This window comes from Hymenobacter sp. B1770 (assembly GCF_049896385.1).
In the GTDB taxonomy this organism is placed as follows: Bacteria; Bacteroidota; Bacteroidia; order Cytophagales; family Hymenobacteraceae; genus Hymenobacter.
Genome location: NZ_JAFCUF010000001.1, coordinates 825,089 through 837,498, shown reverse-complemented (window position 1 = coordinate 837,498; position 12,410 = coordinate 825,089). Strand labels below are relative to the sequence as shown.

Sequence of the window (12,410 nt, the reverse complement as noted above, 5' to 3'; positions counted from 1 at the left end):
ATTTGAATGCAACTCAACGCACAACATGCGTTGTCGGTCAAGCTGCTGTTACTTCAGCAGTTCGTAGATGCCGGCTACGCCCTGGCCACCGCCCACGCAGGCGGTCACCATGCCGTATTTCTGGCCACGTCCGCGCAGCTCATCAAACAGCTGAATGGAGAGCTTTGCGCCTGAGCAGCCCAGCGGGTGGCCCAATGCAATAGCACCGCCGTTCACGTTCAGCTTGTCGGGGTTCATGCCTAGCTCGCGCATCACGGCAATGGACTGCGAAGCGAAAGCTTCGTTCATCTCAATCAAGTCCATGTCATCGAGCTTCATACCAGCTTGCTTCAGGGCTTTCGGAACGGCTTTCACCGGGCCCATGCCCATGATGCGCGGGTCTATGCCTTCGGTGGCGTAGGTTACCATGCGGGCAATGGGCTCTAAGTTCAGCTCCTTCACCATGCGCTCCGACATCACCAGCACAAAAGCCGCGCCATCCGATGTTTGGGAAGAGTTGCCTGCCGTTACGCTGCCATTGGCGGCAAATACGGGTCGCAGTCGGGCCAATGCTTCCACTGAGGTATCGGCCCGTGGGCCTTCGTCAGTATCGACCACGAACGAGCGGTTTTTCTTTTTGCCCGACGCCTGGTCAACGTAGGTTTCCTCTACCGTGATGGGCAAAATCTGGCTTTTGAATTTGCCTTCCTGAATAGCCTTCACGGCCTTCTGGTGCGAAGCGTAGGCGAACTGGTCCTGGTCTTCTCGGCTGATTTTGTACTCCTGCGCCACGGCTTCGGCCGTGAGCCCCATGCCCAAGTAATACTGGGGGTACTTGTGTGCCAGGTTGTAGTTGGGCACCGTTTTCCAGCCCACGGTGGGCACCATGCTCATGTTTTCGGCACCGCCGGCAATGATGCAGTCGGCCATGCCGCCGCTGATGCGATTCACGGCCATGGCAATGGTTTCCACGCCCGAACCACAGTAGCGGTTCACCACCATTCCCGACACGTTCATTGGCAGGGAGAGCAGCGAAATCATGCGGCCAATTTGGAGGCCTTGCTCAGCCTCGGGCACGGCGTTGCCCACTATTACGTCGTCGACCCGAGCCGGGTCGAGGGCCGGTACTGAGGCCACGAGGTGCTTGATAACTTCCGCCGCAAGGTCGTCGGTGCGGGTGAAACGGAAACCGCCGCGGGGCGCTTTGGCCACTGCCGTGCGGTAGCCGGCAACGATGTATGCTGTGTTGTTAGACATTTAGTTTTGATTGTCATCCTGAGCGCAGCGAAGGACCTTATCACGCTCGCGCCACTTGGTTTATGAAAAGCTAACAAAAGCAGCCGTGATAAGATGCTTCCTTTGTCAGCATGACAAATAATTAGTTGCGCAGCGGCTTGCCAGTGGTTAGGATGCTCTGAATCCGCTCCAGCGTCTTCCGCTCGCCGCAGAGGCTGAGGAAGGCTTCGCGCTCCAGGTCCAGCAGGTACTGTTCGCTTACCTCGGTGGGGGCACTAAGGTCGCCGCCACACATGATGTAGGCCAGCTTGTCGGCAATTTTCTGGTCGTGCTCCGAGATGTAGCGGCCTTCTTTCATGGCGTACACACCGGTCTTAAACATGGCCAGCGCACCTTTGCCGTGCACCTTAATGTTGGTTTTCTGCACCGGCTGGGTGTAGCCGGCATCGGCCAAATCAAGTGCAGCCGCTTTGGCCTGGGCAATCACACGGTTGCTGTTTACCACAATTTCGTCGCCCCGGCGCATAAAGCCCAAGTCGAACGCTTCGGCCGCCGAAGTCGAAACCTTGGCCGTGCTGATGGTGACAAACGTATTACGAATCAGGTTGAGTTCAGGCTCCCCCTCCTCGTACTTGGCTGCCGTGCGCAAGGTCATTTCCTTGGTGCCGCCACCGGCCGGAATCAGGCCCACGCCGAATTCCACTAGGCCCATGTAGGTTTCAGCGGCCGCCACCACGCGGTCGCAGTGCAGGTTGACTTCGCAGCCGCCGCCCAGCGCGAGGCCGTGCGGGGCACCCACCACCGGAATGCTGCTGTAGCGCATCCGCATCATGGCGTTCTGAAACTGCGCAATCATCATGTTCAGCTCGTCGAACTCCTGTTCCAGCGCCTGCATGTATACCAAGCCTAGGTTGGCACCGGCCGAGAATTGCGCCCCGTTGTTGCCTATCACCAGGCCGCGGTAGCCGGCTTCGGCCATGTCGACGCCCTTCAGCAAGCCCTGAATTACGTCCTGGCCGAGCGAGTTCATCTTGGAGTGAAACTCCACGTTCAGGATGCCATCGCCAAGGTCGATAACCGAGGCCCCGGCATTCTTCCATAACACTTTGCCGGTGCTGCGCAGGTTGTCGAGGATGATGAAATTCTCGACGCCGCGGATGGGCTGGTAGCTCTTCAACTCTATGTCGTAGTGCTCCTTTACGCCGTCCGCGTTCACTTTGTAGAACGTGGTGTGGCCGGCGGCCAGCATCTCGGTAACCCAGGCAGCAGGCTCTTTGCCTTCGGCCTGCATCAACTCCACACCTTTCTGCACACCCAGCGCGTCCCAGGTTTCAAAAGGCCCCATTTCCCAGCCGAAACCAGCGCGCAGGGCGTCGTCAATCTTATACAGCGCGTCGGTGATTTCGGGCACGCGGTTGGTGACATAGGCAAACAGGCTGCCGAAGCTCTTGCGGTAGAATTCGCCTGCTTTGTCCTTGCCCGTCACCAGCACCGCGAAGCGCGGCGCCAGAGCATCCATAGTCTTGGTCAGCTCCAGCGTGGCGAATTTCACCTTGGCGCTCGGCTTGTACTCCAGCGTGTTCAGGTCCAGCGCCTGGATTTCCGATTTGCCGCCTTCGCCCTTTGTCTTCTTGTAGAAGCCTTGGCCGGTTTTGTCGCCCAGCCACTTGTTCTCGCCCATTTTCTTGAGAAACTCGGGCAGTTGAAACACGTCTTTGGCTTCGTCCTTCGGCAGGCCCTGGGCTAGGCCGTTGGCTACGTTCATCAGGGTGTCCAAACCCACCACGTCCGACGTGCGGAAAGTAGCCGACTTGGCGTGGCCAATCACCGGACCGGTGAGCTTGTCCACTTCTTCCACCGTCAGGCCTAGCTCCTGCATGATGCGCAGCACATCCATGATGGCGAACACGCCCACGCGATTGGCAATAAACGCCGGAGTATCTTTAGCGAGTACGGTGGTTTTGCCCAGGTACAGGTCGCCATAGTGCATCAGGAAATCCACGATGCCAGCGTCAGTGTCCGGCGTCGGGATGATTTCGAGCAGCTTCAAGTAGCGTGGCGGGTTGAAGAAGTGCGTGCCGCAGAAGTGCTTCTTAAAATCGTCGGAGCGGCCTTCCGTCATCAGATGAATAGGGATGCCGCTGGTGTTGCTGGTGATGAGGGTGCCGGGCTTGCGGAACTTCTCTACGCGCTCAAACAAGCCCTTTTTGATATCAAGGCGCTCCACTACTACCTCAATCGTCCAGTCACAGCCGGCAATATCCTTGAGGTTGTCGTCGAAGTTGCCGGTTTTGATGCGGCTGGCGTCGGCTTTGCGGTAGAGTGGCGAGGGGTTGGAAACGATTGCAGCTTGCAAGGCAGCGTTGACAATGCGGTTGCGCACGGCCGGAGTTTCCAGCTTCAGGCCTTTCTTCTCTTCGTCGGGCAACAGCTCCTTGGGAGCAATATCGAGCAGCAGTACCTGCACGCCAATGTTGGCAAAGTGGCAGGCAATGCGCGAACCCATGACGCCGGAGCCCAGCACGGCAACTTTCTTGATAGTTCGATTCATCCTCGGGTGGGGGAATTAGTGGGAAAGTGATGTAATGGTATAAGAGAGCACGGCTTACTTAGGCCGATGCTTCGTGCCGTAACGGTTTCAACTCAAAGCCCTCAAAGAGACCCTTGCTTTCAATCATACTCGTAATCTGAGCCGTCACCTTGAAGAAGGTATCAAGCTGGCTCTGGGGTATCTTCTCTCGAATTTTCAGGTTGAAGTGCCGCACCGTCTGGCGCGAAACCTCTTTTTTCTCCAGTCCCAGCGGCGTCAGAAAAATGCGCACCGAGCGTTTGTCCACAGAATCGGCCTGCTTGTATATGAGACCTTTTTCTTCCATGCTGCGCAAAATGCGGGTCAGGCTGCGGGTTTCCAGGCCCAGCAGCGGGGCAATTTTGGTGGCCGGCGTACCTTTGTCTTGGTCAATATTCAGCAACACAAACCCAATGCTGGTCGTGATGTCATTCTGAGCCGCCTGGGTGTTATACATCCGCGAAATGGCATGCCAGGCCACTTTAATGTTGTAATCGACGGTTTCTTCGGGTTTCATATTAGTGGGCTAAGAGCGGTAAACTTACGAAGAATTTGTTAGGCTTGCATACTAGTTTTTATTTAAAAAAAGTTGGGCAGCCCAAACGTAGTCGAAGCTGCCCAACTTTTAATTTGTGTTCAAGAACTGCTGCGGCGAGGTCTTAAGCAACGTTTGCCAAGCCTTGTCATTGTCTGGAATTATCGCTTCTCGGTTTGCCGATATAGGCTCTCAATAAGGTCTTTGTTGTTTTCGCTGATGACCTTGCGCTTCACCTTCATGGTGGGGGTCATTTCGCCGCTTTCCACGGTCCAGAGCTCGGGTAGCAGCACAAAGCGCTTCACCTGCTCCCACTGTGCGAAACTCTTGTTGTATTTCTTCACCAAGCCGTCGTACAACCCCACAATTTTCTCATTCTTGATGAGTTCTTCGTTGGGAGCATCTGGCACATCGTTGCGCTTGCACCAGCCGCGAAGGTCGGCAAACGAGGGAACGATGAGAACAGAAGGGAACTTCTGGTCAGCGCCCACCACCATGGCCTGCTCCACAAGGGGGTCTTCTTTCAGTTTGCCTTCAATCACCTGCGGGGCAATGTATTTGCCGCCCGAAGTCTTGAACATTTCCTTCTTTCGGTCGGTAATTTTCAGGTACTTGCCATTCACCAGCTCCCCAATGTCGCCGGTGTGGAACCAGCCTTCTTCATCGAACTCCTTGGCCGTGAGGTCGGGCTTGTTGTAATACCCCTTCATCACAGAGGCCGATTTGGTAAGAATCTCGCCATCGGGAGCAATTTTTACTTGCACGCCCTGAACTACCGGGCCCACGGTGCCAATCATATTGTTTTCCTTCTGATAACCGCCTACGGCAATAACCGGCGAAGTTTCGGTGAGCCCATAGCCCTCCATCACGGGGATGCCTGCTGCCCAGAACACCCGGGCCAGGCGCGGCTGTAAGGCGCCACCACCCGATACAATGCAGCGCAGCTGGCCACCCAAAGCATCGCGCCACTTATTGAAAATAATCTTGTTGGCTAGGGCCAACTGAGTGTTGTAAAGAAAGCCGTGGTCTTTCTGAGTATCGTACTTCAGACCCAGGTCCAGGGCCCAGAAGAACAGGCTCTTCTTCACGCCTTCCAGTTCGTGGCCTTTGGCTACAATTTTGTCATACACCTTCTCCAGCAGGCGTGGCACGGTAGTGAAAATCTGAGGCTTTACCTCGCGCAGGTTGTCGGCAATCACCTCCATGCCCTCTGCGTAGTAGATGCTTACCCCGTTAATCATGTAGAGGTAGGTCACCATGCGCTCAAAAATGTGGCAGAGCGGCAGGAAGCTTAGTGCTTTGTCTTCTTTGGAGACCGGCACGGCAGGCTGCGAGCTGCGGCAGTTGCTCAGGATGTTGTCGTGGGTGAGCATCACGCCCTTGGGGCTGCCGGTGGTGCCGCTGGTGTAGATGAGGGTGAGCAGGTCGTCGGGCTGCACGGCAGCTTTCAGCGGCTCGAGGTCGGCGGCATTCCCCTTTTTGCCCAGTTCCAGCAGCTCGCTGAAGTGGCGAGCACCAGATAGCCGGTCAAAAGAGAAGATGTTGGTATCAGGAATGTTGAGGCCGATAATGGCTTCTTTCACTTTATCTAGCAGCTTCTCATCGGACACGAATATGGCACGCACACCGGCGTCAGCAAAGATGTACTTGTAGTCTTCGACGGTGATGCTGGGGTACATCGGCACGCTCACGGCGCCAATTTGCGAGATGCCGAAATCGGCCAGCATCCATTCGGGGCGGTTCATGCTGATGATGGCCACTTTGTCGCCGCGCTTCAGGCCAAGGGATGTTAGCCCCAGGCTCACGAGGTTGGCTTGGTCTTGTACCTGCTGGGTACTCGTGGGCACCCACTGGCCGTCAATCTTGGCGGCAAATGCGTCCGACTTGGGCGAATTGGCTAGTTGATGGGCCAGTATATCGAAAGTGCGACGAACGTCCATGGGGTGGGTTTTATTAGGCGTGCAGAGTGAAATTCAGCTTAAATAAAGAGCTTTTTTTGTCGCCGTGCTATACTTCTCCAGACGAAACTATAACACAAGGCAAACGGCAAAAAAACAGGCGGTAGGCAAAACCGCCAAAAAGCCCGTGTATACGGGCTTTTCCTGTGTAATTTTGGGCACTTGCCTTTCCGCTCCCAATGAATCTGGCCCTGTTTTTTGACCCGCTGCCGGAAACGCTGACCGCTGCTGTCCCCGCGCCCACCACGCTAGCCGCCTACGCCACCCGCTTCACCGAAACTTTTCCCGATTGGCGCAACGCTGACCTTGCCCTTATCGGCCTCGATGAATGGCGGGGGAGTGCCGCTGGCCCGCCCAACCCTAACCGTCATGGTGCCAACGAGGTACGCCAGCGCTTCTACCAGTTGCAAAAGGGCACCGGCACCGTACGTTTCGTGGACCTCGGCAACCTGCGCCCCGGCCTCACCCTGGAAGACACCTACCAGCGCCTGCGCGAAATCATCGGGGCCTTGTTGGAAGAAAACACGGTCCCGGTGCTGCTCGGCGGCAGCCACGACCTCGACTACGGCCAGTTTCTAGCCTACGAATCCCAGGACCGCGCCATCTGCTTCGCGGTAGTGGATGCCAGGCCCGACATGGCCGAGCCCGGCCCCGGCACCCCACCCGAAGAAAGCCACCTTCGCCGCCTGCTGGTGCACGAGCCCAACTTTGTATTCAGCCTTGCGCACCTTGGCCACCAGCAGTACCTTACGCCTCCCGAGGTACTGGTAGCCCTCGAAAAGCTGCATTTCGAAACCATGAGCGTGGGTGAAGTACGAACCGACCGCCGCTTGGCTGAGCCGCTCATTCGCCAAGCAGAATTCCTTAGCGTGGACATTGCTGCCCTGCGCTGGCAGGATGCCCCTGGCTACTACCCCGCTAACCCCTTCGGCCTCGGCAACGAGGACGCGACCCAGCTTTGCTGGTACGCTGGCCACAACGAACAGCTCAGCTCCTTTGGCCTCTACGGCTACCGCGCCGACCTGGACCCGCACGGCATGGCCGCGGCTACATTGGCTACCATGCTGTGGTATTTCATCGAGGGCTTCTATCACCGCCGTCCCGAAACTGGTTTCGGCACGTTCCGCTTCCTTACCTACACGGTGGTGCTGCCGGGCAACCCCGATAAGCTAGTGTTCTATAAATCGCGCCGTGCCGACAAGTGGTGGATGGAAGTAGAGCGCCTAGGCGACAACTCCGTGAAGCGCGTGGTGCCTTGCACGTACGAAGACTACCTGAACGCCTCGCAAGGAGACCTACCCCAGCGCTGGATTCGACTGCAGGCATTGTTGGGTTAGCATGGCGTTCTAGTGGCACCAAACGACCTTCCCTCCTACTCCCGCAACCAGCTTGCCCTGCGCAACGGCCAGGACCGCGACGAAATCTGGGTGGCCTATGAGGGCCGCATCTATGACGTGAGCCGCTCGCGCCTGTGGAAGCGCGGCCACCACTACGAACACTGGGCTGGCCAGGACCTAACGACTGAGCTCGACAAGGACGCTCCTCACAACGCCAACGTGTTTGACAATTTCCCCGTCATAGGTTTACTGAAATAATACTCCCTGTATGACTACTGAATCCCCCTCCGAGTACAACCACCTCGAAACGCTGCCCACAGCTGAAATCCTGGCCGGCATGAACCAGCTCGACCACACGGTTCCGCAAACCGTAGCCAAGTCCCTGCCCCAGATTGAGCAGCTGGTCGAGGCTATTGTGGGACGGCTGCAGGCAGGGGGAAGGTTGTTTTACATTGGGGCAGGCACCAGCGGGCGGCTGGGAGTAGTCGACGCCTCGGAATGCCCGCCCACCTTTGGCGTGCCAGCCGAGCTGGTGGTTGGCATCATGGCTGGTGGCGATTCGGCTATTCGCGTGGCAGTAGAAGGCGCCGAAGACGACGCCGAGCAAGCTTGGAAGGATTTGCAGGCCCATGGCATCAGCGCCAAGGACGTGCTGGTGGGCATTGCCGCCTCGGGCCGCACGCCCTACGTGATAGGTGGGCTAACCAATGCGCGGGCCGCGGGTGTGGCCACAGGCTGCGTGGTTTGCAACGCCAGCTCGGCCGTAGCCGCCGCCGCCGAGTTTCCGGTAGAAGTAGTTACCGGGCCGGAGTTTCTCACTGGCAGCACCCGCCTTAAAGCAGGCTCAGCCCAGAAAATGGTGCTCAACATGCTCACTACCGCCACCTTTATTCGCCTGGGCTACGTAAAGGGGAACAAGATGGTCGACATGAAGCTGTCCAACATCAAACTCGTGGAGCGCGGCGAACGAATGTTGATGGATGAGCTAGGCATCGGCGAAGAAGAAGCTGCACAGTTGCTGAAACAACACGGCAGTGTGCGAGCGGCGCTGATGGCACGGTAGCAGCATACGCTTTGGCTTGTGCCTCATGCGGTTATTTTTTCCTTCGAACGATTCAGGTCTTTTGGCGTTTCTAGGTAGGCACAAGCTAAAGCATGTGCCACCCACTTATGCATACCATCGAGCCCCACTACAACTGGATAGACCAGTATTCCGCTTCTGAAGACCCGCGGTCGCCGCTGTTCGAAGCGGAGAACAGCTTGGAGTCTTACACCAACACCATCTACGGCTACTACATCCACCCGCAGTGGGACAGCCTGGGGTCAGACACCCTATTCTTCAAGATTCTCTTCGCAGACTATGAAGACGGCGTGGCCGTGCTTGAGTTCATCGGCGAGTGGAACGACGCCATCGAGAACGACATCATGGAGCTGAAGCGCAACATCATTGATGTGCTCATCCACGAAGGCATTCGCAAGTTTATTCTCGTGGGCGAGAATGTGTTTAACTTCCATGGCTCCGATGATGACTACTACGAAGAGTGGTACGAAGACGTAGAAGATGGCTGGATTGCAGGCATTAACTTCCAAGAGCACGTGCAGCGCGAAATGCACCAGTACAACGTCGACAACTACGTCAACTTCGGTGGCCAGCTCGACGATTTGCCGTGGCGCACCTACGAGCCACGTCGCCTTTTCGAAGTAGTGGACAACTTACTCAACCGCCGCTTGGGCTCGCCCGAAACTACTATCGAGCAATAAAAAAAGCCTCGCCGTTACCGGCGAGGCTTTTTTGTCTTAGTTACCTAAGAACTACTTCTTAACTTCTTCAGTAGGAGTCTCGGTAGCAGGAGCCATTTTGTCGGCACCTTCTTCCATAGCGTCAGCTTTGGCATCAGCGTTCTCGATGGTCGAGTCAGCCTTCATTTCAGCGCCGTCGCGTACGGCTTCAGCCTGCTGCTCTACAGCCTCTTCTTTCTTGCTTTCGCAAGCGGTGAACGAGAACGAAGCAGCAGCCAGGGCGAGGAACAATACTTTTTTCATCTTGGTGTTATGTTGAATGGGGTGAATTTCAGTTTTCGAACGATGGCTAGCATTAAGCAAATCATCATATTCGAGGCTTTATACCCGAGCCGATAGAAGGTAACCCTCCACTCAAAACTTTTTTCACAAAACCAGGAGAAACAGCCATTGCTCACCGACCTCGCAAGCACCTACTTCTTCCGGAACACGATGCCAATGGGCACACCCTTGAAGTCGAAATGCTCGCGCATCCGGTTTTCGAGGTAGCGTGTATAGTTGGCTTGCACGTACTGCGGCAGGTTGCAGAAGAAAGCAAATACCGGGTTGTGCGTGGGCAGCTGCGTCACGTACTTAATGCGAATCATCTTGCCTTTGAGCGCTGGCGGGCCGTATTTCTCAATCTCCTTCAGCATGATGTCATTCAGCTGAGAAGTCGGAATTTTGCGGCGCTTGTTGTGGAACACTTCCACAGCCGTCTCAATGGCTTTGTGCACCCGTTGCTTGTTGAGCACCGAAACGAAGATGACCGGGATGTACGCAATAGGCGCAATCTTTTCCAAGATTTTCGCCTCGAAGTCCTTGGCGGTGTTGGTCTCCTTGTTCTCAACCAAGTCCCACTTGTTCACCAGAATAACGATGCCTTTGCGGTTTTTATCGGCCAGAGTGATGATGTTCACATCCTGGGCCTCAATGCCGCGGCTGGCATCCAGCATCACGATGCAGACGTCACATTCTTCCAACGCGCGCAGGCTGCGCATGTTGGCGTAGAACTCGATGTCTTCGCTCACCTTGGCCTTGCGGCGCAAACCGGCCGTGTCGACCAAGATAAACTCATTGCCGAACGCGTTGTAGCGGGCCGAAATCGAGTCCCGGGTTGTGCCGGCAATGTCGGTCACAATGCTGCGGTCTTCCCCGAGCAGCAGGTTTACCAGGCTGGATTTGCCCACGTTGGGGCGGCCCACCACGGCAATGCGCGGAATTTCTGACTCGGGCTCTTCAATGCCCGGGTCGTCGAAGTGGCTTACCACAGCATCCAGCAGTTCGCCGGTGCCGTGGCCGTTCTGGCTGCTGATGGCATAAATTTCGCCATCGCCCAAACCTAGAGAGTAAAACTCACCTACGCCATTGGCGCGCAGATTGGTATCGGCCTTGTTGGCCACCAGGTAAATAGGCTTTTTGCCCATGTAGCGGCGCAGGACGTGAGCAAACTCTTCGTCTAGGCCGTGCACGCCAGAGTCAGCGTCTACCATGAAAAGCACCACATCGGCTTCTTCAATGGCCAGTTTGACCTGCTTGTTGATTTCTCCTTCGAAAATATCTTCCGAATTGTGAACGTAACCGCCCGTGTCAATAACGGTAAAGTTCTTCCCAATCCAGTCGCCGTAGCCGTAGTGACGGTCGCGGGTTACACCGCTCTCGTTGTCCATAATGGCCTTGCGCTGGCCTACGAGGCGGTTGAATAACGTGGATTTGCCCACATTGGGCCGCCCCACGATGGCGATGGTGTTCTGCTTAGACATGTTGTGTGGCCCCAGCCGCCGACCCGACCTAGATTCGGCAGTGCCCGGGGTTATTTAAATAAAAGATGGTCGGTTTGTAATGAATTTGTGATGATGGAGTCCGCCATGCTTCGGCAAGCTCAGCATGACGGGCTGCTTGGTTGGTTCAAAGGTCTATTGGTAACCAAAACGGCTCAAGGCCTTCGGGTCAGTCCGCCAATTCTCGTTGACTTTGACATGGAGCTCCAGAAACACCTTCTTCTGAAAAAATTTCTCCATCTCCTCGCGGGCCCAAGTGCCTACTTTTTTCAATGCCGCGCCGCCTGCGCCGATGATGATGCCTTTTTGGCTACTCCGCTCTACGTATATAATGCCGCGGATATGGATAATAGTTTCCTCCTCTTTGAATTCCTCAATAGCTACTTCGCAGCTATAGGGAATCTCCTTTTTGTAGAGCTTAAATATTTTTTCGCGCACCATTTCGGCGGCAAAAAAGCGCTCCGGCTTGTCAGTCAGCTCGTCTTTGGGGTAATACTCGGGGTGAACGGGCAGGCGCTCGAGCACCAACTGCAACACACCTTCGGTGCCGAAAGCATTGAGGGCCGAGATGGGCAATACTTCAGCCGCGTTGGGTAGCTGCTCTTTCCAGTAGGCCAGCTTGGCTTCTACTTCGGCCTGGTCGGCTTGGTCGATTTTATTGACGAGGAGAATGATGGGAGTATCCACCATTTTGCGCAGGCGCTCTACTACGGGTTCCTCGTCGTGCTTCTCGTAGATGTCGGTGACAAATAGCACCACATCGGCATCTTCCAGCGAAGAGTACACAAACGACATCATGGCGTTATGCAACTCGTACTTGGGCTGAATGATGCCCGGTGTGTCGGAGTAAATCAGCTGAAAATCTTCGCCATTGAGAATTCCTAGGATGCGGTGGCGAGTGGTTTGGGCCTTGCTGGTGACGATGCTCAGCCGCTCGCCCACCAGCGCATTCATCAGCGTTGACTTGCCAACGTTGGGCTTGCCGATAATGCTCACGAAGCCGGCGCGGTGGGGTTTAGGTTCGGGGTTCACGATGGATGGGTTTGATAATCAGGGCCGCAAAGGTACGGATTTTGGAGGGCAAAAGCTAGACAGGCTCTAAATGAGGCCGCTACTGAGGCATCTGCCGCATCTCTTGAGTATCTGCTGGGCTTTCTGCTGCAGGCATAAATCAACGTAAAAGCCACTTGCTTGGCTAACGTACAAACCCAATCTCGCAGCTAGCTGTTTGCTTGG

At 55.8% G+C, this 12,410-nt stretch carries 11 protein-coding genes; 4 read left to right on the top strand and 7 right to left on the bottom strand.

All coding sequences use genetic code 11. The annotated features are described in order from the left end of the window. Positions 1-48: 48 nt before the first annotated feature. From ACP7AJ_RS03485 to ACP7AJ_RS03470, 4 genes are all read right to left on the bottom strand, one after another. Positions 49-1,236 carry an acetyl-CoA C-acyltransferase gene (locus tag ACP7AJ_RS03485; protein WP_426058787.1) on the bottom strand — a complete coding sequence of 396 codons (1,188 nt, stop codon included), beginning with the start codon at positions 1,234-1,236 and terminating at the stop codon, positions 49-51. A gap of 121 nt (positions 1,237-1,357) precedes the next feature. Beyond that, entirely contained in the window at positions 1,358-3,766 is a 2,409-nt protein-coding gene (locus ACP7AJ_RS03480) for a 3-hydroxyacyl-CoA dehydrogenase NAD-binding domain-containing protein (RefSeq protein ID WP_426058786.1), read from the bottom strand. Between the two features lie 58 nt (positions 3,767-3,824). Beyond that, on the bottom strand, positions 3,825-4,301 hold the full coding sequence (locus ACP7AJ_RS03475; protein WP_426058785.1) for a MarR family winged helix-turn-helix transcriptional regulator: 477 nt from the start codon (positions 4,299-4,301) through the stop codon (positions 3,825-3,827). 179 nt (positions 4,302-4,480) lie between these two features. Beyond that, the gene (locus tag ACP7AJ_RS03470) at positions 4,481-6,259 is read right to left on the bottom strand and encodes an AMP-dependent synthetase/ligase (RefSeq protein WP_426058784.1); all 1,779 of its coding nucleotides are present in this window, start codon (positions 6,257-6,259) and stop codon (positions 4,481-4,483) included. 197 nt (positions 6,260-6,456) lie between these two features. Between ACP7AJ_RS03470 and ACP7AJ_RS03465 the strand changes: the two genes are divergently transcribed. The 4 genes from ACP7AJ_RS03465 to ACP7AJ_RS03450 all read left to right on the top strand — a co-directional run bounded on the left by ACP7AJ_RS03465 (position 6,457) and on the right by ACP7AJ_RS03450 (position 9,375). Continuing rightward, entirely contained in the window at positions 6,457-7,614 is a 1,158-nt protein-coding gene (locus tag ACP7AJ_RS03465) for an arginase family protein (protein ID WP_426058783.1), read from the top strand. A gap of 12 nt (positions 7,615-7,626) precedes the next feature. Beyond that, entirely contained in the window at positions 7,627-7,872 is a 246-nt protein-coding gene (locus ACP7AJ_RS03460) for a cytochrome b5 domain-containing protein (RefSeq protein WP_426058782.1), read from the top strand. 10 nt (positions 7,873-7,882) lie between these two features. Further along, positions 7,883-8,677: an N-acetylmuramic acid 6-phosphate etherase gene (murQ, locus tag ACP7AJ_RS03455; RefSeq protein WP_426058781.1), complete on the top strand. Its 795-nt coding sequence runs from the start codon at positions 7,883-7,885 to the stop codon at positions 8,675-8,677. A gap of 107 nt (positions 8,678-8,784) precedes the next feature. Further along, complete coding sequence (locus ACP7AJ_RS03450; RefSeq protein WP_426058780.1) at positions 8,785-9,375, top strand: hypothetical protein; 591 nt, start codon at positions 8,785-8,787, stop codon at positions 9,373-9,375. A 51-nt stretch (positions 9,376-9,426) separates the two neighbouring features. Here ACP7AJ_RS03450 and ACP7AJ_RS03445 read toward each other — a convergent pair whose 3' ends face one another. From ACP7AJ_RS03445 to era, 3 genes are all read right to left on the bottom strand, one after another. After that, entirely contained in the window at positions 9,427-9,657 is a 231-nt protein-coding gene (locus tag ACP7AJ_RS03445) for a hypothetical protein (RefSeq protein WP_426058779.1), read from the bottom strand. A gap of 170 nt (positions 9,658-9,827) precedes the next feature. Then, entirely contained in the window at positions 9,828-11,156 is a 1,329-nt protein-coding gene (gene der, locus ACP7AJ_RS03440; protein ID WP_426058778.1) for a ribosome biogenesis GTPase Der, read from the bottom strand. A 153-nt stretch (positions 11,157-11,309) separates the two neighbouring features. Continuing rightward, on the bottom strand, positions 11,310-12,206 hold the full coding sequence (era, locus tag ACP7AJ_RS03435; RefSeq protein ID WP_426058777.1) for a GTPase Era: 897 nt from the start codon (positions 12,204-12,206) through the stop codon (positions 11,310-11,312). Positions 12,207-12,410 lie beyond the last annotated feature (204 nt).